19 protein-coding genes and 1 pseudogene are annotated in these 26,037 nt (G+C 71.2%); 3 read left to right on the top strand and 17 right to left on the bottom strand.

The window, feature by feature from the left end:
* Window positions 1-81: 81 nt before the first annotated feature.
* The 9 genes from AB0E78_RS07605 to bldG all read right to left on the bottom strand — a co-directional run bounded on the left by AB0E78_RS07605 (window position 82) and on the right by bldG (window position 14,649).
* Window positions 82-1,287 carry a DNA polymerase III subunit delta' gene (locus AB0E78_RS07605; protein ID WP_361829314.1) on the bottom strand — a complete coding sequence of 402 codons (1,206 nt, stop codon included), beginning with the start codon at window positions 1,285-1,287 and terminating at the stop codon, window positions 82-84.
* 252 nt (window positions 1,288-1,539) lie between these two features.
* Entirely contained in the window at window positions 1,540-4,704 is a 3,165-nt protein-coding gene (tmk, locus tag AB0E78_RS07600) for a dTMP kinase (protein WP_361829312.1), read from the bottom strand.
* Window positions 4,705-4,813: 109 nt separating this feature from the next.
* Entirely contained in the window at window positions 4,814-7,648 is a 2,835-nt protein-coding gene (gene topA, locus AB0E78_RS07595) for a type I DNA topoisomerase (RefSeq protein ID WP_361829311.1), read from the bottom strand.
* 296 nt (window positions 7,649-7,944) lie between these two features.
* Window positions 7,945-8,142 carry a hypothetical protein gene (locus AB0E78_RS07590; protein WP_361829310.1) on the bottom strand — a complete coding sequence of 66 codons (198 nt, stop codon included), beginning with the start codon at window positions 8,140-8,142 and terminating at the stop codon, window positions 7,945-7,947.
* Between the two features lie 292 nt (window positions 8,143-8,434).
* Window positions 8,435-9,967 (bottom strand): class I SAM-dependent methyltransferase, encoded by a 1,533-nt coding sequence (locus AB0E78_RS07585; RefSeq protein ID WP_361829309.1) that lies wholly within the window; start codon window positions 9,965-9,967, stop codon window positions 8,435-8,437.
* 162 nt (window positions 9,968-10,129) lie between these two features.
* Window positions 10,130-10,711, bottom strand: coding sequence for a small secreted protein (locus AB0E78_RS07580; protein ID WP_361829308.1), 582 nt, complete (start codon window positions 10,709-10,711; stop codon window positions 10,130-10,132).
* A gap of 247 nt (window positions 10,712-10,958) precedes the next feature.
* Window positions 10,959-13,367: a sodium-translocating pyrophosphatase gene (locus AB0E78_RS07575; RefSeq protein ID WP_361829306.1), complete on the bottom strand. Its 2,409-nt coding sequence runs from the start codon at window positions 13,365-13,367 to the stop codon at window positions 10,959-10,961.
* Window positions 13,368-13,756: 389 nt separating this feature from the next.
* Complete coding sequence (locus AB0E78_RS07570) at window positions 13,757-14,194, bottom strand: ATP-binding protein (protein WP_361829304.1); 438 nt, start codon at window positions 14,192-14,194, stop codon at window positions 13,757-13,759.
* A 113-nt stretch (window positions 14,195-14,307) separates the two neighbouring features.
* Window positions 14,308-14,649, bottom strand: a complete 342-nt coding sequence (gene bldG / locus AB0E78_RS07565; RefSeq protein WP_003975386.1) for an anti-sigma factor antagonist BldG — start codon at window positions 14,647-14,649, stop codon at window positions 14,308-14,310.
* A gap of 80 nt (window positions 14,650-14,729) precedes the next feature.
* On the opposite strand from bldG, the gene AB0E78_RS07560 reads away from it, so the two are divergent.
* Window positions 14,730-17,183 (top strand): DEAD/DEAH box helicase, encoded by a 2,454-nt coding sequence (locus AB0E78_RS07560; protein ID WP_361829302.1) that lies wholly within the window; start codon window positions 14,730-14,732, stop codon window positions 17,181-17,183.
* Window positions 17,184-17,435: 252 nt separating this feature from the next.
* Here the strand turns inward: AB0E78_RS07560 and AB0E78_RS07555 are convergent.
* From AB0E78_RS07555 to ssd, 7 genes and pseudogenes are all read right to left on the bottom strand, one after another.
* Window positions 17,436-17,765, bottom strand: a pseudogene (locus AB0E78_RS07555) (Rv3654c family TadE-like protein); the annotation flags it as partial.
* On the bottom strand, window positions 17,762-18,157 hold the full coding sequence (locus tag AB0E78_RS07550; RefSeq protein WP_361829300.1) for a TadE family type IV pilus minor pilin: 396 nt from the start codon (window positions 18,155-18,157) through the stop codon (window positions 17,762-17,764). The gene AB0E78_RS07550 and the pseudogene AB0E78_RS07555, both read right to left, overlap by 4 nt.
* Window positions 18,144-18,347, bottom strand: a complete 204-nt coding sequence (locus tag AB0E78_RS07545; protein ID WP_361829298.1) for a DUF4244 domain-containing protein — start codon at window positions 18,345-18,347, stop codon at window positions 18,144-18,146. The genes AB0E78_RS07550 and AB0E78_RS07545 overlap by 14 nt, the downstream gene beginning before the upstream one ends.
* A 105-nt stretch (window positions 18,348-18,452) precedes the next feature.
* Entirely contained in the window at window positions 18,453-19,235 is a 783-nt protein-coding gene (locus AB0E78_RS07540; protein ID WP_361829296.1) for a type II secretion system F family protein, read from the bottom strand.
* A complete protein-coding gene (locus AB0E78_RS07535) occupies window positions 19,232-20,119 on the bottom strand; it encodes a type II secretion system F family protein (RefSeq protein WP_361829294.1) in 888 nt (295 codons plus the stop codon). Before AB0E78_RS07535 ends, AB0E78_RS07540 begins: the two co-directional genes overlap by 4 nt.
* Window positions 20,116-21,291 (bottom strand): TadA family conjugal transfer-associated ATPase, encoded by a 1,176-nt coding sequence (locus AB0E78_RS07530; RefSeq protein WP_361829292.1) that lies wholly within the window; start codon window positions 21,289-21,291, stop codon window positions 20,116-20,118. The genes AB0E78_RS07535 and AB0E78_RS07530 overlap by 4 nt, the downstream gene beginning before the upstream one ends.
* The gene (ssd, locus tag AB0E78_RS07525; protein ID WP_361829290.1) at window positions 21,288-22,439 is read right to left on the bottom strand and encodes a septum site-determining protein Ssd; all 1,152 of its coding nucleotides are present in this window, start codon (window positions 22,437-22,439) and stop codon (window positions 21,288-21,290) included. The genes AB0E78_RS07530 and ssd overlap by 4 nt, the downstream gene beginning before the upstream one ends.
* 520 nt (window positions 22,440-22,959) lie before the next feature.
* On the opposite strand from ssd, the gene AB0E78_RS07520 reads away from it, so the two are divergent.
* Entirely contained in the window at window positions 22,960-23,799 is an 840-nt protein-coding gene (locus tag AB0E78_RS07520; protein ID WP_361829288.1) for an HAD-IB family hydrolase, read from the top strand.
* A 340-nt stretch (window positions 23,800-24,139) separates the two neighbouring features.
* Here AB0E78_RS07520 and AB0E78_RS07515 read toward each other — a convergent pair whose 3' ends face one another.
* The gene (locus AB0E78_RS07515; protein ID WP_361829286.1) at window positions 24,140-24,955 is read right to left on the bottom strand and encodes an oxidoreductase; all 816 of its coding nucleotides are present in this window, start codon (window positions 24,953-24,955) and stop codon (window positions 24,140-24,142) included.
* A 101-nt stretch (window positions 24,956-25,056) separates the two neighbouring features.
* On the opposite strand from AB0E78_RS07515, the gene AB0E78_RS07510 reads away from it, so the two are divergent.
* Window positions 25,057-26,037, top strand: a complete 981-nt coding sequence (locus tag AB0E78_RS07510; RefSeq protein WP_361829284.1) for an ATP-binding protein — start codon at window positions 25,057-25,059, stop codon at window positions 26,035-26,037.

The following is a 26,037-nucleotide window of genomic DNA, read 5'->3' as shown; positions in this document are numbered from 1 at the left end:
TTGGATCAGCTACGCAAGGTGCTCGTATGGGTGACTCCGTCAACCCGTCCCTCCGGCCTCACCGAAGCCCTCCCTGAGCCGCTAACCCGCCCGCAGCGCCACCGTCATCGCCTCCACCGCGAGCAGCGGCGCCACATTGCGGTCCAGTGCCGTGCGGCAGGCGCCGATCGCCTCGATGCGGCGCAGTGTCGACTCGGGCGAGGTCCCGCGCGCCAGGCGCTCCAGCATGTCGAGCACCTCCGTGTTGGCCAGTGCCACGCGCGAGCCCAGCTGCAGGGTGAGCACATCGCGGTAGACGCCGGTCAGCTCGATGAGCGCGAGGTCGAGGCTGTCGCGCTGGGTGCGGGTCTTGCGGCGCTTCTGGCGGTCCTCCAGGTCCTTCATGATGCCCGCCGTGCCGCGCGGCATCCGGCCGCCCTTCTCCGCGCCGAGCGCCGCCTTCAGGTCGTCCGTCTCCTTGACGTCGACCTCCTCGGCGACCTGCTTCGCGTCGTCGCCTGCCGTGTCGATCAGCTCCTGCGCGGCCTTGAGGCAGCCGCCGATGTCCTCCACCCGCATGGGCAACTTGAGGACGGCGGCACGGCGCTCGCGCGCCCGCGGGTCGGTCGCGAGGCGGCGGGCACGGCCGATGTGTCCCTGGGTGGCGCGCGCGGCGGCGGCGGCGACGTCCGGTTCGATGCCGTCACGCCGGATGAGCACGTCCGCGACGGCGTCCACCGGAGGCGTACGCAGCGTCAGGTGGCGGCAGCGGGAGCGGATGGTGGGCAGCACGTCCTCGAGCGAGGGCGCGCAGAGCAGCCATACGGTGCGGGGGGCGGGCTCTTCCACGGCCTTCAGCAGGACGTTGCCCGCGCCCTCGGTGAGGCGGTCCGCGTCCTCCAGGACGATGGCCTGCCAGCGGCCGCCCGCGGGCGACATCTGGGCCCGCCTGACCAGCTCGCGGGTCTCCTTGACGCCGATGGACAGCAGGTCCGTACGGACCACTTCGACGTCCGCGTGCGTGCCGACCAGGCTCGTGTGGCACCCGTCGCAGAAGCCGCAGCCGGGGGCGCCGCCCAGCGCGCGGTCCGGGCTGGTGCACTGGAGCGCGGCGGCGAAGGCGCGGGCGGCGGTGGACCTCCCGGAGCCGGGCGGTCCGGTGAACAGCCAGGCGTGCGTCATCTTGGACGCCTCGGGCCGGGGGGTGCCCTCGGCCACGGCGGTGACCAGCGTGTCGGCGTCCCGGGCAGCGGCACCGAGCTGCTCGCTCACCCGCTCCTGGCCCACCAGGTCATCCCATACGGTCATCGGTCACCGCCTCCGCCCTGCTCCCGCACCTGATCGCACCTGCACGCGTCGCCCGCCGCGCATCGCGCACCACACGCCACGCGCCGCACGCACCGCACCTCGCGCTGTCGCATTCATTGTGGAGCACGCCACTGACAACGCAGGCCGCCGTCCGCCGCCGTACAGCGACGTACGGCGGCCTGCACGCAACGTACGGCGGCACACAGCACCGCTCAGCAGCCTCCGGCGAAGGGCTGGCCTCCGGCGAAGGGCTCAGCGCCCGTTCCGACGCCCCCGCCGCCCCCGGCCGTCCTCGTCCTCGTCCCGCTCCCCCAGCAACTCGTCCGCCAGGGAGGGCAGATCGTCCAGCGGAGTCTCCTCCGCCCAGTCCGAGCGGGGCCGCTGCTTGGGCTCCCCGTTCTCGTCGACCTGGGGCAGCTCACGGGTCCGGTCGTTCCCACCGTCCGGTGCGGGCGCCGGCCGCTCGTCGCGGAAGTACCCCGGCGGCACCCTGTCATCCCGTACGGAAGGCAGCACGGCCGTCTCGTCGGCAGCCCCCGGCACGGGCGGCTGCGGCAGCACCTCGGTCTCGTCCGAGCCGGACGTGTCCCGGACCGACGGGAGTACCGCCGTCTCGTCGGCCGCACCCGGCGCGGACGCCCCGGGCTTCACGACGGGCGTGGGCACCGTCGTCTCGTTGTCCGGAACGGCGTCCGAAGGGGCGTCCGAAGGGGCGTCCGATACAGCGTCCGCAGGGGACGCGGACGGAGCCGGAGCCGGAGCCTGTGCAGGAGCCGGCTTCGCAACCGGAGTCGACGCGACCGCCCGCGAAGCCGTCGAAGCAGCAGCAGCCGCAGCCGCGGAAGCAGCAGCCAGCCGCCGCGCCTCCTCGGCCCGCAGCAGCGCCGCCTCGGCCTTGCGCTGCTTCTCCAGGCGTCGCTCCTCGGCCTCGGCCCGGAGCCGCGCCTCTTCCTCCGCCTCGCGGCGGCGCCGCTCCTCCTCGGCCGCCCGCACCTTCTCCTCGGCGAGCAGGCGTGCCTGCTCCTCCTCGGCCCTGCGCTTGGCGTCCTCGGCGCGCTGCCTGGCCTCCTCGGCCTGGCGCTCGGCCTCGCGGCGCTGCGCCTCCTCCAGCTCGCGGCGCTTGCGCTCCTCCTCCTCGGCACGGAGCTTGGCGAGCTGCTCCTGGCGCTCGCGCTCGACCCGCTCCTCCTCGGCCTTGCGCGCGGCTTCTTCCTCTGCCTTGCGGCGCGCCTCTTCCTCGGCTGCCTTGCGGGCCTCTTCCTGGGCCTTCACCTCGGCCTCGGAGAGCGGCAGCATCAGGTCGAGCCGGTGCCGGGCGACGGTCGTGACCGCCTCCGGCTCCTGTGCGGCGTCGATCACCAGATAGCGCCCCGGGTCGGCAGCGGCGAGCGTCAGGAAACCGGCCCGCACGCGCGCGTGGAACTCGGCGGGCTCCGACTCAAGACGGTCGGGGGCTTCCGTGAACCGCTCGCGGGCGGCCTCCGGCGCCACGTCGAGCAGCACCGTCAGATGCGGTACGAGCCCTGCCGTCGCCCAGCGCGAGATACGGGCGATCTCGGTCGGGGACAGATCGCGTCCGGCGCCTTGGTAGGCCACAGACGAGTCGATGTAGCGGTCGGAGATGACGACCGCGCCCCGCTCGAGGGCGGGACGTACGACCGTGTCGACGTGCTCGGCGCGGTCGGCCGCGTACAGAAGTGCCTCGGCGCGGTGCGAGAGCCCGGCCGACGACACGTCGAGCAGGATCGACCGCAGCCGCTTGCCGACCGGCGTGGCACCCGGCTCGCGCGTCACGACGACTTCGTGGCCCTTGGCCCGGATCCACTCGGCGAGCGCCTCGGCCTGCGTGGACTTGCCCGCTCCGTCGCCGCCCTCCAGGGCGATGAAGAAGCCCGTGGCCGCGATCCCCTGGGCGGGGTCGTCGCCGCCGCGCAGCGCGTCCCGCAGGTCGTGCCGCAGCGGCACACCCTGCCGGTCGTCGATCTTGGCGAGGACCAGCGCGGCCACCGGCAGGAGCAGTGCGCCCACCAGCATCAGTGTGAAGGCGGCGCCTCCGTGGTCGAACACGAACTTGCCGTTGACGAAGCGGTGCGGGCCGATGGCCGCGGCGACGACGGGGGCGATGAGCGCGCCGAGCGCGACGAAGAGCCGTACGACCGCCTGGAGGTGTTCCGTCGTGCGCGCCCTGCGGTGGTCCTCGACCTCCTGGTCGAGCAGCGCGTGCCCGGTGTGCGCGGCGATGCCCGCGGCCACCCCGGCGAGCGCCAGGAGCAGCAGCACGGTCGTCAGGTCGGGCACGAGGCCCGCGGCGAGCAGCGCGACGCCGGTGAGGGCGATCGCGAGCGCGAGCAGGCGACGGCGCGAGAGCGAGGGCAGCAGGGATGGCGAGGTGCGGATGCCGACGACGGTGCCGCCGGTCAGCGCGAGGACGATCAGGCCGTACGTGACGGGCCCGCCGTCCAGGTCCTTGGCGTGCAGCACGGCGACCGCGACGGAGGCCGCGACGGCCCCGGCGATCGCGGCGCAGGCGGCGACGAGCAGCGGGATCGCGCCGGTGCGGCCCTTGTCGGTGCCGCTGCCGGTGCGCGGCCTGCGCAGCCCTTCGAGGGGGCTACGCGCGCGTGGCGTCTGCGTGGCGGGAAGTTCGAGGAAGTAGACGATCGACAGCGAGGCCGCGAAGAGGCCCGCGGCGACGAACGAGCCGAGCCCCGCTTGGTGCCCCTCGAACCAGTCGAGCCCGGCACCGAGGAGGTTGCCGACCAGGGTGATGGCGACGAGCGCGGCGGCCGCGATGGGCAGCGCCACGAAGCCCGTACGCAGCGACAGGCGCCGCAGTGCGTCCATGTGGTCCGGCAGCGGCCGCACCGTCGCGCCCTCCAGCGGCGGCGCGGGCAGCAGCGCGGGCGCCGCGCTCTCGCGGCAGACCGTCCAGAAGCGTTCGGCGACGCCGATCACGAAGGCGGTGACGAGGAGCATCGCGAGCGCGTTGTCCGGGGTCCAGTCGATCCAGAGCGGCGCGACGATCAGGAGCCCGACCCGCAGCCCGTCGGCCACGACCATCGTCCAGCGCCGGTCCAGCGGCCCGTCCGGTGACGTGATCGAGCTCAGCGGCCCCAGAAGCACCGCCCCGAAGAGCAGCGTCGCGAGAACACGGGCCCCGAAGACAGCGGTGATCGCGAACGCGACCCCTCGGTAGCCGCCCCCGAACGCCCCCTCGGCGATGGCCGCTTGCAGCGCGAGCACCACCAGCACAAGGAGGGCGAGGGCATCGCCGACACCGCCGACCAGTTGGGCGCTCCAGAGCCGCTTCAGTTGCGGCACGCGCAGCAAGGCGCGGACAGCGCGCTCTCGGGAATCTGCGACCAGGGCGTCGTCGGGGGCCGGGTTTCCGACCGTTGGCTGCTCGGCACGCGTCATCCGTCCAGCCTATCTGGACGGTGCGACACTCCGAAGGGGCGCCCGAACAAACGGACGCCCCTTCGGTTCACACATGCACAGCGCCGGACAAAACGACGCGGACGGCCGGCTACTCGGTGTCGGAAGCCTTGGCGGCCGAAGCCGCGGTCTTCTTGGCGGCGGCCGTCTTCGTCGTGGTCTTCTTCGCTGCCGTCGTCTTCTTGGCGGCCGTCGTCTTCTTGGCAGCCGTCTTCTTGGCGGCGGTCTTCTTGGCCGGGGCCTTCTTCGCCGCCTTCTTGGCGGTCTTCTTGGCCGGACCCTTCGCCCGCTTCTCCTCGAGCAGTTCGAAGCCCCGCTCGGGGGTGATGTCCTCGACGCTGTCGGCGGCCCGCAGCGTGGCGTTCGTCTCGCCGTCCGTGACGTACGCCCCGAAGCGGCCGTCCTTGACGACGACCGGCTTCTTGCTGACCGGGTCCTCGCCGAGCTCCTTCAGCGGCGGCTTGGCCGCGGCCCGCCCGCGCTGCTTGGGCTGGGCGTAGATCGCCAGGGCCTCTTCGAGGGTGATGTTGAAGAGCTGGTCCTCGGTCTCCAGGGAGCGCGAGTCGGTGCCCTTCTTCAGATACGGGCCGTACCGGCCGTTCTGCGCGGTGATCTCGACGCCCTCGGCGTCCGTCCCGACCACACGCGGCAGGGACATCAGCTTCAGGGCGTCCGCGAGCGTCACCGTGTCGAGCGACATGGACTTGAAGAGCGAGGCCGTGCGCGGCTTGACCGCCTTCTTGCCCGTCTTCGGGGTGCCCTCGGGGAGCACCTCGGTGACGTAGGGGCCGTAACGGCCGTCCCTGGCGATGATCTCGTGGCCCGACGTGGGGTCGGTGCCGAGCGCGAAGTCACCGCTCGGCTTGGCGAGCAGTTCCTCGGCGTACTCGACGGTCAGCTCGTCCGGCGGCAGGTCGTCGGGCACGTCGGCGCGCTGGTGGCCCTCCGCGTCCTTCTCGCCCCGCTCGACGTACGGGCCGTAGCGGCCGACCCGGAGCAGGATGCCGTCGCCGACGGGGAAGGAGGAGATCTCCCGGGCGTCGATCGCGCCCAGGTCGGTCACCAGTTCCTTGAGGCCACCGAGGTGGTCGCCGTCGCCGTTGCCCGCGCTGGAGGCGGCGCCCGCGTCGTCGCCCTCGCCGAAGTAGAAGCGCCTCAGCCACGGCACGGCCTGCGCCTCGCCCCGCGCGATGCGGTCGAGGTCGTCCTCCATGCGTGCGGTGAAGTCGTAGTCGACGAGCCGCCCGAAGTGCTTCTCCAGGAGGTTGACCACGGCGAAGGACAAGAAGGACGGCACCAGGGCCGTGCCCTTCTTGAAGACGTAGCCGCGGTCGAGGATCGTGCCGATGATCGACGCGTAGGTCGACGGGCGGCCGATCTCGCGCTCTTCGAGCTCCTTGACCAGCGAGGCCTCGGTGTAGCGGGCCGGCGGCTTCGTCGCGTGGCCGTCGACCGAGATCTCGTCGGCGGACAGCGCGTCGCCCTCGCTGACCTGCGGGAGCCTGCGCTCGCGGTCGTCGAGCTCGGCGTTCGGGTCGTCCGCGCCCTCTACGTAGGCCTTCATGAAGCCGTGGAAGGTGATGGTCTTGCCGGACGCGTTGAACTCGGCGTCGCGGCCGTCGGCGGCCGTGCCGCCGATCTTCACCGTGACGGAGTTTCCGACCGCGTCCTTCATCTGAGAGGCGACGGTCCGCTTCCAGATCAGTTCGTAGAGACGGAACTGGTCGCCCGTCAGGCCGGTCTCGGCGGGCGTGCGGAAACGATCACCCGAAGGGCGGATCGCCTCGTGCGCCTCCTGCGCGTTCTTGACCTTCCCGGCGTACGTACGGGGCTTGTCCGGCAGGTAGTCGCTGCCGTACAGCTGCGTGACCTGCGCGCGGGCGGCGGTGACCGCCGTGTCGGACAGCGTCGTGGAGTCCGTACGCATGTAGGTGATGAAGCCGTTCTCGTACAGCTTCTGCGCCACCTGCATCGTGGCCTTCGCGCCGAAGCCGAGCTTGCGGCTGGCCTCCTGCTGCAGCGTCGTCGTACGGAACGGCGCGTACGGAGAGCGGCGGTAGGGCTTGGACTCGACGGAGCGGACCGCGAACCGGGTGTTCTCCAGAGCGGCGGCGAGCGAACGGGCGTTCGCCTCGTCCAGGTGGAGCGTGTCGGACTTGAGCTGCCCGACCGAGTTGAAGTCGCGGCCCTGGGCGATGCGCTTGCCGTCGACCGTGGTGAGGCGCGCGATCAACTGCGAGGGGTCGGACGCGTCACCGGTGCGGCCGGTGCCGAAGGTGCCCGTCAGGTCCCAGTACTCGGCGGAGCGGAAGGCGATGCGCTCGCGCTCACGCTCGACGACGAGGCGGGTCGCCACGGACTGGACACGGCCCGCCGACAGCCGCGGCATGACCTTTTTCCACAGGACCGGCGAGACCTCGTAGCCGTAGAGACGGTCGAGGATGCGGCGGGTCTCCTGGGCGTCGACCATGCGCTTGTTGAGCTCGCGCGGGTTGGCGACGGCGCCCTGGATCGCGGCCTTGGTGATCTCGTGGAACACCATGCGCTTGACCGGGACCTTGGGCTTCAGGACCTCGAGGAGGTGCCACGCGATGGCTTCGCCCTCGCGGTCCTCATCGGTGGCGAGGAAGAGTTCGTCGGAGTCCTTCAGCAGGTCCTTGAGCTTCTTGACCTGTGCCTTCTTGTCGGCGTTGACGACATAGATGGGCTCGAAGTCGTTCTCGACGTCCACGCCGAGCCGGCGCACCTCGCCGGTGTACTTGTCCGGGACCTCCGCAGCCCCGTTCGGGAGGTCGCGGATGTGCCCGACGCTCGCCTCGACTACGTAGCCGGGGCCGAGGTAACCCTTGATCGTCTTCGCCTTGGCAGGCGACTCGACGATGACGAGTCGGCGGCCGCCCTTTGCGGTCTCGCTGGTCGGGGACAACTTCGCTCTTCTCTCCGGTCGGTGCTCGGTGGCCGCGCCGCGTGGCCTCGTGGCCCTGCTGTGTGGCCTCGCTCGGTGCGCTTGCGTTGCGCTGACGCTGCGGAGTGTGACGGTACATCCCGCCCCCGTGTCAAACGGGAAAAGCCCGCAACGGCCACTCGAACGGTAACCCGACTACCGCCATTCCTGCCGCCCGGAGTGGCGACCTGCCGTTTCACCACCGGGTTCACGACCGGCGCGGCGCCGACGCCGGGCCTACGGCCCGTACGCGCCCCGCGGCCACCGGCCCCTTCCGGTCAGAGCCGAGTGAAACACCACACTCCGAGCACCAGTGCGCCCGATCCGGCGACCGCGGCGAGCGTCGCCGATGCGACAGGGCTCACACCCTGGGCGACGGGCGCGCGGTGCGCCACGCGTGCCCCGGTCCACAGCAGCAGTCCCGCTCCGAACAGCGCGAATACCGTTCCCGCGAAGATCGCTGGTCCGCTCTCCATGGCATTGCCTCCCCGTACTGAGTTCCCGGCTTGGGAAACTCGCACGCCCGGGAAGCCGGGGCGCGAACCCCGGGTGAACGGAGGGCGCCCGGCCCGAATGCCCGGCCCGCCGCCCGGCCGACTCGGCCGGATCCTGTCGCCGCGGAGCCGGTTCACAGTCCACCTTCTCGATGTACGTCCCACGGGCGCGGACGTCCATCCATCCCACCCACAACGGGCGACCGATGTCCCCGAAACGTACGAGACACGGCGTACGCGTACCGCCAACGGCCCGGCGTGCGAGCGGCCGCCCTTACGCGCCGACCGGCTCCAGGAAGCCCTGCTCGACGAGGAGCCGGATCTGCGACGGCGTGCGGTCCCGCAGCAATACGGGGTCCTCGCCGACCAGTTGGGCGATCGCGTCGAGGATCCGCCCCGCGCTCAGCGTCCCGTCGCACACACCGGCGAAGCCCGCGCCCACCGTGTCCACCTTGGTGGCCCGCCGCATCCCGCGGTGCTGGCGCAGCACGACGTGCTCGGGGTCCTCGGCGCCGGGCAGCCCGACCTGCTCCTGCACGACCTCGGCCGCGAGCTTGAAGTGCCCTGCGAGCAGCGCGGCGTCGTCGTGCGTCCGCAGGAAGTCCTGGCGCGCGAAGAATCCCCGCACCGTCTCGCCCAGCGGCTGCTCGACGGGGTGCGGCCACTCCTCCACGGTCACCGACGGCTCGGCAGCGCCTGTCTCTGTCCCGGACTTGCGCAACGTGATCCACCCGAACCCGATCGCGCGCGTCTTGCGGGCCTCGAACTCGTCCAGCCAGGCGTCGTACCGCGCCGCGTACTCCTCCGGGTCCGACCGGTGGTCCCCGGCGTCCCGCAGCCACAGCTCGGCGTACTGCGTGACGTCCTGCACCTCGCGCTGCACGATCCACGCGTCGCACCCGCGCGGCACCCAGGAACGGAGCCGCTCGGTCCACTCCTCGCCCTCCACGTGCTGCCAGTTGGCGAGGAAGTGCGCGTACCCCCCCTCGTTCAACCGCTCCCCCGCCTGCTGAACGAGCGACCGGCACAGATCGTCCCCGCCCATGCCGCCGTCGCGGTAGGTGAGCCGCGCACCGGGAGAGATCACGAAGGGAGGATTGGACACGATCAGGTCGTACGTCTCCTCGCCCACGGGTTCGAAGAGGGAGCCCTCCCGCAGGTCCGCCTCCGGAGCGCCGGACAGGGCCAGGGTGAGCCGCGTGATGTGCAGCGCGCGGGGGTTGAGGTCGGTCGCCGTCACCCGGGTCGCGTGTTGCGCTGCGTGCAACGCCTGGATGCCGGAGCCGGTGCCGAGGTCGAGAGCGCTGTCCACCGGCGTTCGCACCGTGAGCCCGGCGAGCGTCGTCGACGCCCCGCCGACACCGAGTACGACCCCTTCGTCATGGCTGCCGGTGCCTCCGGCGCCACCGACCGCGCACCCCAGGTCGGAGACGATGAACCAGTCTTCACCGCTCGGCCCGCCGTAGGGCCGCACGTCCACCGTCGCCTTCAGCGCGCCCTCACCGTCCGCCGCGGACAGCCAACCGCTCTCCAGGAGCGGGCCGACGGGCAGAACGGCCGCCACGCGCGCGTGCGACACGGAACGCTGCAGCAGGAAGAGCCGTACGAGCGTTTCCAGCGGCCCTTCGCCACGGGTGGCCCGCAGCGCGGGCACGGTCTCGCTGCGCGCGAGCGCCGTGTAGGCGGGCGCCCCGAGCAGTTCGAGCAGGCCGTCAGCGGTGAAGTCGGCCGCCAGCAGGGCTTCCCGCAACTGGGCAAAGACGTCGGCACGATCGGACGAGGGCAGGGGGGCGCTAGCAATACTCACCCCCTCATTGTGACCCGCATCCGCCTCTCCACGCCGAGTCCGCCACTGCCGGGCGCAGCCGGATGCCACCGGATGCAGCCGGATACACGGCTGCCCCGGCGCCGGGGTCTCCCCCAGGCTCCGGGGCAACAGGTCGAAGAAGGGTGCGACTCCGTGCGACCCCTACGCGGCCGAAGGCGTGGCGCTGGCGGACTTGCAGCTGTCCTGCTTGCTCATCGCCTTGCCCACCTCGCCCTCCTGGAGCTTCTCCAGCGCCTCGTTGCCGCTCTTGCTCAGCTTGTCCAGTTCTCCCGCGACGCTCTTGAGGCCGTCCGCGAAGTCCGCCTGGTTCTTGGTGTCCAGGCCGTCGACCTTCTTCTTCAGGTCGCCGTACGACTTGGAGATGGCGTTCAGTTCCTTGACCGCGTCGTCGGTCTTCTTCTGACCGCCGTCGACCGGCGGGGCGCCCGCGTCCTTCACCGCGGCACCCATCGCCTTGTAGGCGTCGGACATGTCCTGGAACGCCTTGGAGTCGGTCTTCTGGACGTCCTCCGGCGAGCTGTTGTCCGAGGTCTCCTTCTGGATCGCGGAATTGGCGGAAGCGATCTTCTTCGACTGCGGCTGAACCGAGTCACAGACGTCCTTGGCCCAGGAGTCCAGCTTCTCGTTGCCGTCATCGCTGCAGCCCGACAGCGCCAGTACCAGTACCGCACCGCCGGACAGTGCGGCTGCAAGCTTCTTGTTCACCGGATTGGTCCCTTCCATGGCTCTCGGCCCCGGAACTTACACGCCAACTGGGCTACAACCGCATGCCGGGGGTCCGGTACCGCCCCTATTGAAGCCATTTGCACCAAGCGGAGAGCGCGAGAGAAGCCTCACCAGACGGCTCATCGGTCACACGGCCCGCTGCACGACGGGGCACACGAAGGGGCACACGAAGGGGCACACGAAGGGCGGACGCCGCGTCAAAACGCGCCGCCCGCCCTTGTGTTGGGCAGAGTCTGACCCGGCGTTACGAAACCACGGCCGGGTCGGGTGAATTACTTACCCGCTCCGCACCACCTTCTTCCTCGTCGCCCACGGCGATGCCTCGCCTCTTGGAGACGTACACCGCGCCGATGATGACCAGGATCGCGAGCACCGCGATCAGTGCCCGGATCCCGGCGCTCGCGTCGTCCCCGTAGCTGAACTGGACGACCGCCGGCGCGATGAGCAGCGCCACCAGGTTCATCACCTTCAGCAGGGGGTTGATCGCGGGACCCGCGGTGTCCTTGAACGGGTCGCCGACGGTGTCGCCGATGACCACCGCGGCGTGGGCCTCACTGCCCTTGCCGCCGTGATGACCGTCCTCGACGAGCTTCTTCGCGTTGTCCCAGGCGCCGCCCGAGTTGGCGAGGAAGACCGCCATCAGCGTGCCGGTGCCGATCGCACCCGCCAGGAACGAGCCGAGCGCGCCGACGCCGAGCGAGAAGCCGACCGCGATCGGCGTGAGCACGGCGAGCAGACCTGGCGTGGCCAGCTCGCGCAGCGCGTCCTTGGTGCAGATGTCGACGACACGCCCGTACTCGGGCTCCTCGGTGTAATCCATGATTCCGGGGTGCTCGCGGAACTGCCGCCGCACCTCGTAGACCACCGCTCCGGCCGACCTCGACACCGCGTTGATCGCAAGCCCCGAGAAGAGGAAGACGACCGCGGCGCCCAGGATCAGGCCGACCAGGTTGTTGGGCTGCGAGATGTCCATGACCAGGTTCATCGGAGCGCCGTCGCCCATTTTCTCGCCGACGTCCTTGGCCGCACCCGCGATGGCGTCGCGGTACGAGCCGAAGAGCGCCGAGGCCGCGAGGACGGCCGTGGCGATGGCGATGCCCTTGGTGATGGCCTTGGTGGTGTTGCCGACGGCGTCCAGGTCGGTGAGCACCTGCGCGCCGGCGCCCTCGACGTCACCGGACATCTCGGCGATGCCCTGCGCGTTGTCGGAGACCGGACCGAAGGTGTCCATGGCGACGATCACGCCGACCGTGGTGAGCAGGCCGGTTCCGGCGAGCGCCACCGCGAACAGGGCGAGCATGATCGACGTACCGCCGAGCAGGAACGCCCCGTACACACCGAGCCCGATCAGGAGCGCGGTGTAGACGGCCGATTCGAGGCCGAGCGAGATGCCGGCCAGGACGACGGTGGCCGGGCCGGTGAGCGAGGTCTTGCCGATGTCCTTCACAGGGCGCCGGTTCGTCTCGGTGAAGTAGCCGGTGAGCTGTTGGATCAGTGCGGCCATGACGATGCCGATCGCGACGGCGACGACCGCGAGAACCCGCGGGTCTCCGTCATGACCGGCGATCGCCGGGTCCGTGACGCCGTCCAGGTCGGCGTACGACGACGGCAGGTAGACGAAGACCGCCACCGCCACGAGCACCAGGGAGATGACCGCGGAGATGAAGAACCCGCGGTTGATGGCGGTCATGCCGCTGCGGTCGGAGCGCCGTGGCGCCACCGCGAAGATCCCGATCATCGCCGTCACGACGCCGATCGCCGGAACGATCAGCGGGAAGGCGAGTCCGGAGTCGCCGAACGCGACCTTGCCGAGGATCAGCGCGGCGACCAGTGTCACCGCGTAGGACTCGAAGAGGTCGGCGGCCATACCCGCGCAGTCGCCGACGTTGTCGCCCACGTTGTCGGCGATGGTCGCGGCATTCCTCGGGTCGTCCTCCGGAATGCCCTGCTCGACCTTGCCGACCAGGTCGGCGCCGACGTCGGCGGCCTTGGTGAAGATGCCGCCGCCCACACGCATGAACATCGCGATCAGCGCCGCCCCGAGGCCGAAACCTTCGAGGACCTTCGGCGCGTCGGCCGCGTAGACCAGCACCACACAGGAGGCGCCCAGAAGACCGAGCCCCACCGTGAACATGCCGACAACGCCGCCCGTGCGGAAAGCGATCTTCATGGCCTTGTGCGAAACGGCGGTGAGATCCTTTTCGGGTTCACCTTCCGCAGGCGTGGCCTCTCGTGCGGCTGCCGCCACACGAACATTGCTGCGTACGGCGAGCCACATGCCGATATAGCCGGTGGTCGCCGAGAAAACCGCACCGATCAAGAAGAAGATCGATCGGCCGGCACGCTGATTCCAGTCGTCTGCGGGCAGCAGCATGAGCAGGAAGAACACCACGACGGCGAAAACACCGAGCGTGCGCAACTGCCTGCCCAGGTAGGCATTGGCGCCCTCCTGGATCGCCTTCGCGATCTTCTTCATGCTGTCGGTGCCCTCGTCGGCCGCGAGTACCTGGCGTACGAGTACCCAGGCGACCACGAGAGCCGCCACCGCGACGGCCGCGATGACCATCACGATGAGGCGGTTGTCGTCGGTCAGTACTGCGGCTGCGAGGGTTGTGGGCTGGTCAAACTGATGAGGGGTAGAAAGCCCCGCCATTCGTCCTCCTTGGCGCGTGGGCTGAGCTCAAGATGTGGACGGATTGTAGGGAGCGGAACCTGATCAAAACAGAGTGCCGCAAACGGAATTGGCGCAAGATTGCTTCCCAGCAAATGATCGCGACCACAGATTGACCCCGAAAGCGGTAATGCCCCAAAACCGTTGACGGCGACCGGCAGTCCCTGGGCAATTGACCGGGGCAATGATCCAAAAATGATCCACAAATGAAAAAAGGCCCTGCTCCCGGGTCGGGAGCAAGACCTTGGTGTGGCGGGATCTCTCGGTGTTCCGGGATCTCGGTGTGGCCGGATCCCGGCGTGGCGGATCTCGGCGTGGCGGATCTCGGTGTGGCGCGTGGAGCCGAAGCTCAGTGGCCGTGGAGCCGAAGCTCAGACGAGTGGCACCGGGGTCGTCGGCCACGTCATCCGGATGAGACCGCCGCCCTCGCCGGAAGTGACCTCGACGTCGTCCACGAGCCCGCTGATGACGGCGAGACCCATCTCGTCCTCGCCCTCGGCGTCCAGATCGTCGGCCGGACCGGCCCCAGAGCCGGGAGCCCGGTCGCCGGCTGTCGTGTGGGGAACCTCGTCGCCGACCTCGATGGAGAACTGCTTCTCGTCCTCGATCAGGGCGACCCGCACCGGCGCCGAGACGCCGTTGCTCTGGTGCAGCCCGACGGCACGTGTGCAGGCCTCGCCGACAGCGAGTCTGACCTCGTCCAGAACGGCCTCGTCCACTCCGGCCCTGCGCGCGACCGCTGCCGCCACGAGCCGAGCGGTCCGGACGTGCTCGGGCAGCGCGCTGAATCGGAGTTCAACGGTGGCCATGCATCCCCCTCGGACATACACGCGTGCTGTCAGGGGGCCGGGCCGAGGGCCCGGTCCCCTGCTGTTCTGCCACCCCCGGGCCGCGCAAGCAGCCAACCCGGGACTTCCGGCTCTCAGTCGGTGGCCGCGACCGCTTCCTCGACCGAGGTGTGAATGGGGAACACCTTGGTCAGGCCGGTGATGCGGAAGATCTTCAAAATGCGTTCCTGGTTGCAGACCAGGCGCAGCGAGCCCTCATGGGCACGCACCCGCTTCAGGCCGCCGACCAGTACGCCGAGCCCGGTGGAGTCGAGGAAGTCCACGCCCTCCATGTCGACGACCAGATGGAAACTGCCGTCGTTCACCAACTCGACCAACTGTTCGCGCAACTTGGGCGCGGTATAAACATCGATTTCGCCACCGACCTCGACGACCGTACGATCGCCGACGGTACGGGTCGACAGGGACAGGTCCACGGATCCTCCAGCACCTTGCTATCGAGCGGTCATCCCTCGGGACACCTCGGCAGAGCCCCCAGGACGGATCGCCAGCCGCGATGGCATTCAATCACTTACAGGCAGGCGTGCACGACGCCTTGGGACCATTGTCCATCCCGCCAGTGACACACTCGGTGCCGATGGCCAACTTTTCTCCCCCGGAAGGACCCTCCACGGGCGCCCCGGTACGCACGTCTCCACGGACGGTCCTGGACCGGCTCACCGCGGGACCGAGCCGTGCTTCGCGCGTCACTCATACGGAGCACTTGCCCCCGCGCGCGGCCCGATATGCAGTCTGGCCTGATCGCATTCGTTCGGAGGTCGTCGCCGCGGTCCAGTCGGCCGGGATCGAGCACCCCTGGGCCCACCAGGCACTCGCCGCCGAGTACGCCCTGGACGGCGAGTCGGTCATCGTCGCCACTGGAACGGCCTCGGGGAAGTCGCTGGCGTATCTCACGCCCGTGCTCTCGGCCCTCCTGGACGGCTCGGAGGCCCCCAACGGACGCGGCACGACCGCCCTCTACCTCGCCCCGACCAAGGCTCTGGCCGCCGACCAGCGCCGGGCCGTGCGCGAGCTCGCGGCGCCCCTCGGCAACGCGATCCGCCCCGCCGTGTACGACGGCGACACCCCGGTCGAAGAACGCGAATGGGTACGTCAGTACGCCAACTACGTCCTGACCAACCCCGACATGCTGCACCGCGGGATACTCCCCTCCCACCCCCGCTGGTCCTCCTTCCTGCGCGCCCTGCGCTATGTCGTCATCGACGAGTGCCACACCTACCGCGGCGTCTTCGGCTCCCACGTCGCCCAGGTCCTGCGTCGGCTGCGCCGCCTCTGCGCCCGCTACGGCTCCGACCCCGTCTTCCTCCTCGCCTCCGCCACCTCCGCCGAGCCGGCCATCGCCGCGGAACGCCTCACCGGACTTCCCGTGAAGGAGGTCGCCGACGACGCCTCACCCCGCGGCGACCTCGTCTTCGCCCTCTGGGAACCCCCGCTCACCGATCTCCACGGCGAGAAGGGCGCCCCCGTCCGCCGCACCGCCACCGCCGAGACGGCGGACCTGCTGACCGACCTGACCATCCAGGGCGTCCGCACGGTCGCCTTCGTACGGTCCCGGCGCGGCGCCGAGCTGATCTCGGTGATCGCCCAGGAACGCCTCGCCGAGGTCGACCGCTCCCTCGCCCGCCGCGTGGCCGCCTACCGGGGCGGATATCTCCCCGAGGAACGCCGCGCCCTGGAGCGTGCCCTGCACTCCGGGGAACTCCTCGGCCTCGCGGCCACCACCGCCCTCGAACTCGGCGTGGACGTCTCCGGTCTCGACGCCGTGATCATCTCGGGCTATCCGGGGACCCGCGCCTCGCTCTGGCAGCAGGCGGGCCGTGCCGGACGCTCCGGGCAGGGCGCGCTTGCCGTCCTCGTCGCCCGCGACGACCCGCTGGACACGTATCTCGTCCACCACCCCGAGGCGCTGTTCCAGCAGCCGGTGGAATCGACGGTCCTCGACCCCGACAATCCGTACGTCCTCGCGCCCCACCTCTGCGCGGCCGCCGCGGAACTCCCGCTCACGGACGGCGACTTGACGCTCTTCGGTCCTGCCACCGAGGAGCTGATCCCCCAGCTGGAGGCCGCGAAGCTGCTGCGCCGCCGCACGAAGGCCTGGCACTGGACCCGCAGGGAGCGGGCCGCCGACCTCACCGACATCCGGGGCGAGGGCGGGAAGCCCGTCCAGATCGTCGAGGAGGGCACGGGCAGGCTGCTCGGCACCGTCGACGCGTCCGCGGCGCACACCGCCGTCCACGAGGGCGCGGTCCACCTCCACCAGGGCCTCACCTATCTGGTGCGCCGTCTGGACCTGGAGGATTCGGTGGCCCTGGTCGAGGAGGCCAGGCCGCCCTACTCCACGACCGCCCGCGACACCACGGCCATCTCCATCCTGGAGACGGACACCGAGATCCCCTGGGGCTCCGGCCGCCTCTGCTACGGCTCCGTCGAGGTCACCAACCAGGTCGTGTCCTTCCTGCGCCGCAAGCTGATCACCGGCGAGGTCCTCGGCGAGACCAAGCTGGACCTGCCGCCCCGCACCCTGCGCACCCGCGCGGTCTGGTGGACGGTCATCGAGGACCAGCTGGACGACGCGCGAGTCAACCCGGAGATCCTCGGCGGCGCCCTGCACGCCGCCGAGCACGCCTCCATCGGCATGCTCCCGCTCTTCGCGACCTGCGACCGGTGGGACATCGGCGGTGTCTCCGTGCCGCTGCACCCGGACACGCTCCTGCCGACCGTCTTCGTGTACGACGGCCACCCCGGCGGCGCGGGCTTCGCCGAACGGGCCTTCCACACGGCCCGCGAGTGGCTGACCGCCACCCGCCAGGCCATCGCCTCCTGCGAGTGCGAGGCCGGCTGCCCCTCCTGCATCCAGTCCCCGAAGTGCGGCAACGGCAACGACCCCCTGCACAAACGCGGCGCGATCCGCCTCCTCACCACCCTCCTCAAGGACGCGCCGGCCCCGTGAGGGGCCGCTGTCGACGGCGGCAGGGCTCGCACCTGCCGACCGGAAGGCAGCGGACCCTGCGCCCACCCGAAGCCTCCGCCCCGCAAGCCCCACGAGGGTGTCTGGCGCCCTTCCGGTAGCTCGCGCCGACCACACGGCCGGCTGCCACCCGGCGTGCGCCACAGCCGCCGCCTCCGCATTCGTGTCCCCGTCCGTGTCCGTGCTCGTGCTCGTGTGCGGAGCCGGAGCGGCCGGTCCCGCCGGGCCTGCCCGGGATCTGACCTCCGTCACGAACGGGCCGAAGGCCATCGACGCGGTGACGTCCGAGATATCTCCGTGCACCGCACACCGCACGAGGCGCGTGCCCTGCGCCTCGGCCACCCGGTCGGCCTTGGCACACGCCCCGGAGCGGCCCTCCATCCAGTGGTCCGCAGCCGCCAGCGCCGCCAAGTCGGCCGCGCCGCCCGCCCGATGGCGGGCGACGATCACCTGGCTCATCGCGAGGACCGCGCCACAGACCACGCACAGCACGGCCATCACGACGACGACCCACACCGTGGCGGCCCCCCGGTCCGAAGCAGCCCCCGCAGCCCGCCCCCTCACGCGCCCACCCCCACCGTCTCCTCGGCCAACGCCACCGCCTCCGACCGCAGCCGCAGCCCGATCCCCAGCGCTTCAGGCCCCGGCGAGTCGGCCACGACCTCCACCCGCACCAGGTCACCGTCACGCCGCACGGCCACCGCCGCACCACGCGGCGCCGCCTGCCGAGCCGCCGCCACCGCCGCGCTCTCGGGGTCCTGCCGGGCCATCGCACGCGCCCCCGCCCGTGCCGCGTCCACGCACTGGATCTGCGCGGACGCGGTGAGCAACGCCCAGACCAGTGCCATCGTGAACAGCACAAGCGTGGGCAGCACCACGGCCGCCTCGGCCGTCACGAACCCTCGGTCCTCGCGAGGGCCCCGACCGCCCCGCACCACCCCCTCAGAACTGGACATCGAGAGCCTTCTCCACGACCGCCTGCAGAGCCGCCCTGACCTGCCCGCTCGTCACCACCTTGTAGAGCAGTCCGGCGAACCCCACCGCCGCGATGAGCCCCATCGCGTACTCCGAAGTGACCATCCCCGCGTCCCCTCGCACCGCACGCGCCTTGCGTCGCGACGCCCGTGCACACAGCTGTCCCCACATCTCAACCCCCGTGAAATTCCCGTACGTTCAGAACATCCAGATCACAGCGGCCCGCCTCACGAAGCCCCCGTCGACAAGCCGCCGATCCACCAGGCCGCCCAGCGCTCAGACCGCGCTCAACAACCCGCCCGCCAGGCCGATCACCACAGGCAGCACCCCCACCGCGACGAACGCGGGCAAGAAGCACAGCCCCACCGGCGCCGTCATCAGCACGCCCGCCCTGCGCGCGGCAGCCATTGCCGTACGACCCCGTTCCGCGCGGCAGTCAGCGGCGAGACGCGCCACCGGTTCCGCCGCCGGAGCGCCCGAGTCCCCCGCCCGCTCCAGCAGACGAGCCAGCGCTGCCGCGCCCGGTATCGCGGCCAGCCTCCGCCACGCGTCGACCGGTTCACCGCCGAGCCGCACCTGCGCGGCCCCCTGCGCGAGCCGCTCCCCGACCGGTCCCTTCAGCGCCTCGCCGACAGCCTGAGCGGCGGCAACAGGACCCGCGCCCGCAGCCACGCAAGCCGCCAGCAGGTCCGCCGCCAAGGGCAGTTGCCGAGCCGCCTCCACCGCGTCGAACTCAGCGGCGCGGTCACCTCGCCCCCGCCACCGGCGCCACACCCCGTACCCGGCGCCCACTCCCACCAGGCACCCCGCGACACCGCCCACCAGCACCCATCCGGCACTCACCGCCCCGGCCACCGCCAGCCACCCCCGCGCCGCGCCCCGCCACCGGCACCACGGCCTCTCCCGGCCCTCTGGCAGCCGCTCCACCACCCCCAGTACGACCCCTGAACGCCCCCGCACCGCCCGTTCACGTCGCGCCGCAAGGGCAGCCGACATCAGCCACAGCACCGCCGCCGCACCCCACGCGGCCACCCCCAGCTCGTGGACCACAAGGCTCATCGCTCCTCCGCCCCTCGTACGATCCGCAGCGCCCACCACACGCCGGCCCCCTCCAACGCCCCGCCCACCGCCAGGCATCCGAGCCCGGCCCCGGTGTGCAGCAACACCCGCAAGGGTGCGGCCCCGAGGGCGCTTCCCATGAGCAGTCCGAGGACCGGCAGCCCCGCCAGCATCACCGCCGTCGACCGGGCTCCCGCCAACTGAGCCCTGAGGTCGGCGCGTTGATCACGCTCCGCCCGCAGCGCACCCTCCAACCGCTCAAGCCCCGCCGCGAGCCCGGCACCGCGGTCCACCGCCACCCGCCAGCACGCCGCGAGCCCGGCAAGACCCTGCGCCCCCGGCTCCCGCGCCGCCTCCTCCAACGCCCCCGGCACATCCCCGCCGAACCGCGCCGCCGCCAGCACCCCGGCCCGCCCCTCACCAAGCCCAGCTCCGGCTCCAGCTCCAGCTCCAGCAACGGGCCCGGGTTCGGCCTCAGCCGCCGCAGCCCTCAGCGCCTCCCCGGGTTGCCGCCCGGCCCGTACTTCCCCGGCGAGCGCCCCGCACAACGCGATCACCGCGGTGGCCCTGCGCTCCCTGTCCAGCCGTGCGTCCCTGCCCCGCCGTACGCGCCGTATCAGCGGCACTCCGGCCGCCCCCAGGGCCAGCGGCACCAAGGACTCCCCGAGCAGCGCGACCGCGGCCCCGCCCGCCAGGGCCCACCACTCCTGACGCCCCCGGCCGCCGACGCGGACCTTCACCCGCCGCCACGCCGAGCCTTCCGGACCGGCCTCGCCGTCGCCAGCGAGCACCGCCCGTGCCCGCCGCTGCCCCCGGTCACGACCGACCACCAGGCAGACCGCGCTTCCGGCGAACACAGCCGCCGCAACCCCCGTCACGCTCATCCCTCGCCCCTCCAACCACCGCTCACCAGAAGCGAATTCAGCCGCTCCCAGCCCCGCTCACGGACAAACCCCTTCTCGCCCCACCGCAGCGCCGGCACCGTCACCACGAGCCCGGACGGATCGCGTTCCAGGACATGCACCTCCGCGATCCGCCGCCGCCCCGCCCGGTCCCGTACGAGATGGAGCACCACGGACAGTGCGGCCGCCAACTGGCTGTGCAGGGCTGCCCGGTCGAGCCCCGCAGCCGTCCCCAGCGCCTCCAGACGGGCGGGCACGTCCCCCGCGGCGTTGGCGTGGACCGTGCCGCAGCCGCCCTCATGGCCCGTGTTCAGGGCGGCCAGGAGATGGACCACCTCCGCGCCCCGCACCTCGCCCACGACCAGCCGGTCGGGACGCATCCGCAGCGCCTGCCGCACCAGATCGTCCAGGCCGACCTGACCGGCCCCCTCCTGGTTCGCGGGCCTGGCCTCCAGGCGCACCACGTGCGGATGGTCGGGGCGCAGCTCGGTGGAATCCTCGGCGAGGACGATCCGCTCCCCCGGTCCCACGAGCCCGAGCAGGGCGCTCAGCAGCGTCGTCTTGCCCGAACCCGTACCGCCACTGATCAGGTAGGAGAGCCGGGCGTCGAGCAGGGCCCGGAGCACCCGGTCCCCGCCCGGCGGCACCGTCCCCGCCGCGGTCAGTTCCGCGAGGGTGAAGGCCCGGGGCCGTACGACACGCAAGGAGAGGCAGGTCGACCCGACGGCGACCGGGGGCAGCACCGCGTGGAGACGAGTGCCGTCCGGAAGCCGTGCGTCCACCCAGGGCCTGGCGTCGTCGAGGCGGCGCCCCGCCACGGCCGCGAGCCGCTGTGCGAGCCGCCGCACCGCCGCCGCGTCCTCGAAGGACACCCCGGTCAGCTCCAGGCCTCCGCCGCGGTCCACCCAGACCCGGTCGGGCGCGGACACCAGCACATCGGTCACGGAGTCGTCCGCGAGCAGTGCCTCCAGGGGCCCCGCGCCCACCAGTTCCGATCGCAGCCGCGCCGCCGTGCCCAGGATTTCCGCATCGCCGAGCACCCTGCCCTGGGCGCGCAGCGCCTCGGCGACACGGGCCGGGGTCGGCTCCGTCCCGTTCTCCGCGAGCCACTGGCGCACCCCGTCCAGCATCCTGGCCCCGACGACGGCGCTCATGAGCCGCCTCCGGTGACGTCGGCCGGGACCCGGTCCCAGAAGGCCGTGCAGAACCGCGACAGCGGGCCCCGCGCGACACCTCCGGGCGGCGTCCCTCCGGCCTGGGCGGCCAACAGGCCCGCCTCTCGCGGCAGTTCCCCGACGAGCGGCAGCCCGAGCAGTCGCGCGACCTCCTCCGCGTCGAATCCACCGAGGCCGTTCAGGCCGTCGCCGCCAGTGCCTCCCGAGCGGCCTGCGCCGCCCCTGCCGACCACCACCCGCAGATCTCGCAGCACCATTCCCACCGCCGACGCGACCCGGCGGGCCCCCGCCACCGCCCGCAGCTCCGCGGGCACCACGAGAAGCCCCAGATCCACCTGGGCCAGCGCCTCGGCCACTCCTTCGTCCACGCGGCGCGGCAGGTCCACGATCACCACACCGCCCCGCCTGCGGGCCGCGGCGATCACCGCCCGCATGGCTTCGGGCGGGACGACCACCGCATCGCCGCGGTCCCAGCTCAGGACCCGCAGGGAATGCAGCTCGGGCAGCGATTCCTCGAGCGCGCCGCCGCCGACCCGGCCCCTGGACTGCGCGAAAGCGGGCCAGCGGAGCCCGTCGGCCGCCTCACCGCCGAGCAGCACGTCGAGCCCGCCGCCGAGCGGGTCGGCGTCCACCAGCATCGTGCGCCGCCCCGCGCGGGCCGCCGTGACGGCAAGGGCACAGGCCAGCGTCGAGGCACCGGCTCCCCCGCTGCCGCCGATCACCCCCACCGTGAGCGCCGCCCTCCCCACGCCCTCGGCGACATCGGCGATGCGGTCCACCAGCCATCGCTCGCCGTCGGGCAGGACCAGCACATGATCGGCACCGATCTCCACCGCGCGCTGCCAGACCCCGGAATCGTCCTGGTCCCGCCCGACCAGCACGACCCCGCGCCTGCGCACGGCCCCGCGCACCCGGTCCACCGCGTCGTCCCCGACCAGGACCAGCGGCGCCGCGTCCCAGCCGCCTCTGCGCTCCGGCACGCCGTGCTGCACCTCGGGCCGCACTCCCGCCGCGGCACACAGCCGCAGCAGGTCGTCCAGCAGGTCCACATCTTCCGTGACGATCAGCGGTCCGCCCTGCCGTCCATCGGACGACGGTGCCCCGTCACGTGTCATCACTCCGGCCACGATCCCCAGCCCCCTCTCACTGCAAGCCCGTTGAATGCCGCGTTCCACATCAGCGATGAGTCGGCCAAAGCAATCCGGCCATGAACTTCGCGTGCAGAACGAGCGGAATCAGCGTGCAGCGATCCGGGATAACGTGTGGATCTTGGTCAATAACTGTGGACAAGGCGGGGGCTGTGAATATCCCCGTCACCCATACCAGTGACATCGCGAAGTCTTCCGCAGAGCAGCCTGACAACTACGCACAGTGACGGATCTTGGGCATGCGGAAAGATCGCCGAAACGGCCGCCGGAAGGCGCCAGGCGATCAGATGAGGGTCGGAAGAGGTCCGGAAAACCCATCCGGACATGCGACGACCCCCGCCGGGGGGGAGAGCGGGGGTCGTCCCCACGGTCCGACTCGGGGGGGGAGGAGCCAGACCGGGTTAGCACGGTCGCGAACGATCCGTGACTTCCATGGTGTACCCGAGAGCCTTCTCAGGCAAACCCACGCGCCTCACCTTACGCCGAATGGTGGGCGCCTATGCTCGGGCTCGTGGAAAACCACTCCTTGCCCCGCACAGCCGCCTTCTTTGACCTGGACAAGACGGTCATTGCGAAGTCGAGCACTCTCACCTTCAGCAAGTCGTTCTACCAAGGCGGCCTGATCAACCGCAGGGCGGTTCTCCGAACCGCATATGCACAGTTCGTCTTCCTCGCGGGCGGAGCCGATCACGACCAGATGGAGCGGATGCGCGAGTACCTGTCCGCACTCTGCCGCGGATGGAACGTGCAGCAGGTCAAGGAAATCGTCGCCGAGACACTCCACGACCTGATCGACCCGATCATCTACGACGAAGCCGCGTCCCTCATCGAGGAGCACCACACCGCGGGCCGGGACGTCGTCATCGTCTCCACCTCGGGAGCCGAGGTCGTCGAGCCGATCGGTGAACTCCTCGGAGCGGACCGGGTGGTGGCGACCCGGATGGTGGCCGGCGACGACGGCTGCTTCACCGGTGAGGTGGAGTACTACGCCTACGGCCCCACCAAGGCGACCGCGATCAAGGAGCTCGCGGAGTCCGAGGGGTACGACCTCGACCGCTGCCACGCCTACAGCGACTCGGCGACCGACCTTCCGATGCTCGAGTCCGTGGGGTTTCCGCACGCGGTCAACCCCGATCGGGCACTGCGCCGCGAGGCTCTCGCGCGCGGGTGGCCGATTCTCGACTTCCATCGCCCGGTGCGGCTCAAGAAGAGGCGCCGAGCACCGTCCCGGCCGGCACTCGTGGCGGTGGCGGCGGTGGGTGCCGCGGCGGCCACAGCGGGGCTCGTGTGGTTCGTGAGTCACCGACGGACTCCACACGCCCGATTCACCCTTGTTTGAACCTAAAAGTAAAGAAGTAGTGCCAGGACTTCCGCTTACTCCAGGACAGGAGTACAAAGGAGTCAACGGCCCGCGAGACCAAGGACATCCGAGAGGATTACCTTTAAACGCAACCACGGCCCCACGGACCGAAGCATGAACACCGAGCACCCACGCGACGTCGACCCGTCGATTACGGGCCAGCCGCACCAGGTTACGGGCCAAGTTCCCGACTTGATGGGCAACTTTCGAGGACGCTTGGTAACCCGGTGAACATGCCAGCGGCGGTACGAGTTCTCGTACCGCCGCATCCCTGTGTCAGGGCCTTTCCGTCTCCGCGCCAGGCCTCTTCGAAGGTGCCTCAGGCCGCGCCGCGCTGCATCGCCTCGCAGACCGCCGTGGACTCCCTGACCCCCAGTTCGACCGCACGCCCGCAGTGGGCGATCCAGGCGGCCATTCCTTCCGGCGTCCCGGACGCGTAGCCGTCGAGCGCCCCCACGTAGGCCGCACGCCCCTGCTCCGCGTGGCCCGCCTCAGCGGGGCAGACGGACTTCGGGTCGAGGCCGCTGCCCACCAGGACGATGCGCTCGGCGGCCCGCGCCACCAGGCCGTTGTGCGAGCCGAAGGGGCGCAGGCTGAGCAGCTCGCCGTGCACCACGGCGGCCGTCACGAGGGCCGGCGCGGAGCCGCCCGCGATGATCAGCTGCGACAGGCCCTCCAGGCGGCCCGCCACCTCGTCGGAGTCCGGCACATCCAGCTCGACCAGCGGCTCGTCCACGGACTCGCCGGCCAGGCGCGGCCTGCCCGCCGCCTCGTCGTTCTCCGCGGCGGCCACCAGGTGGAGGCGCGCGAGGACCCGGAGCGGTGACTGCCGCCAGATGGACAGGAGTTGGCCCGCCTCCGCCGTCAGCCGCAGGGCCGCGCCGATCGTGCGGGCCTCGCCGCCGCCACTGAAGTCGCTGCGGCGGCGGACCTCTTCGAGTGCCCAGTCGGCACCGGAGAGCGCCGCCGAGCCGCGCGCGCCGCGCAGCGCCGCCTCGGAGGTGATCTCGTTGCTGCGGCGCCGCATGATCCGGTGGCCGTAGACCCGGTCCACGGCCTTGCGCACGGAGTCCACGGAGTCGGCCACGCCGGGCAGTGCGCCCAGGGCCGCGAGCGGATCGGCTGTCGTACTCATGAGTACGACCCTACGCACCCCGGGCGCCCACCCCACGAAGGAGTGGTCTTCTTCACGCCGCATCGATACGACACGTGATCACCCCGCTACTCTTGGTGACTATGAAAATCGCTTTCGTAGGGAAGGGCGGCAGCGGCAAGACCACGCTGTCCTCGCTGTTCATCCGACACCTCGCCGCCACCCGAGCGCCGGTCCTCGCGGTGGACGCCGACATCAACCAGCACCTGGGCCCCGCGCTCGGCCTCGACGAGGCGGACGCCGCCGCGCTGCCCGCCATGGGCGCGCGGCTCCCCCTGATCAAGGAGTATCTGCGGGGCTCGAACCCGCGAATCACCTCCGCCGACACGATGATCAAGACGACGCCGCCCGGCGAGGGCTCACGGATCCTGCGGGTGCGCGAGGACAACCCGGTGTACGACGCGTGTGCGCGGCCGGTGGAACTCGACGACGCGGCCGTGCGTTTGATGGTGACCGGGCCGTTCACCGAAGCCGATCTCGGTGTCGCCTGCTACCACTCCAAGACGGGGGCGGTGGAGCTGCTCCTGAACCACCTGGTCGACGGACGCGACGAGTACGCGGTCGTGGACATGACCGCAGGTTCGGACTCCTTCGCGTCCGGCATGTTCACCCGCTTCGACATGACGTTCCTGGTGGCCGAGCCGACCCGGAAGGGGGTCTCCGTCTATCGCCAGTACAAGGAATACGCACGGGACTTCGGCGTCGACCTCAAGGTCGTCGGCAACAAGGTGCAGGGCCAGGACGACATCGACTTCCTGCGCGAGCAGGTCGGCGACGACCTCCTGGTGACGGTCGGGCACTCGGACTGGGTACGCGCCATGGAGAAGGGCCGCCCGCCCCGGTTCGAGCTCCTGGAGGACACCAACCGCCGTTCCCTGCAAGCACTTCAGAGCGCCGTCGACTCCTCGTACGACCGCAGGGACTGGGACCGCTACACCCGCCAGATGGTCCACTTCCACCTGAAGAACGCCCAGAGCTGGGGCAACGAACGAACGGGCGCCGACCTGGCTGCCCAGGTCGACCCCACGTTCGTCCTGCGCGAGTCGCAGCCGCAGAGCGCCTGA

This window comes from Streptomyces sp. NPDC032198 (assembly GCF_040636975.1).
GTDB lineage: Bacteria > Actinomycetota > Actinomycetes > Streptomycetales > Streptomycetaceae > Streptomyces.
The sequence above is the reverse complement of the archived record's forward strand: the minus strand, read 5'-3'. Positions and strand labels throughout refer to the sequence as shown.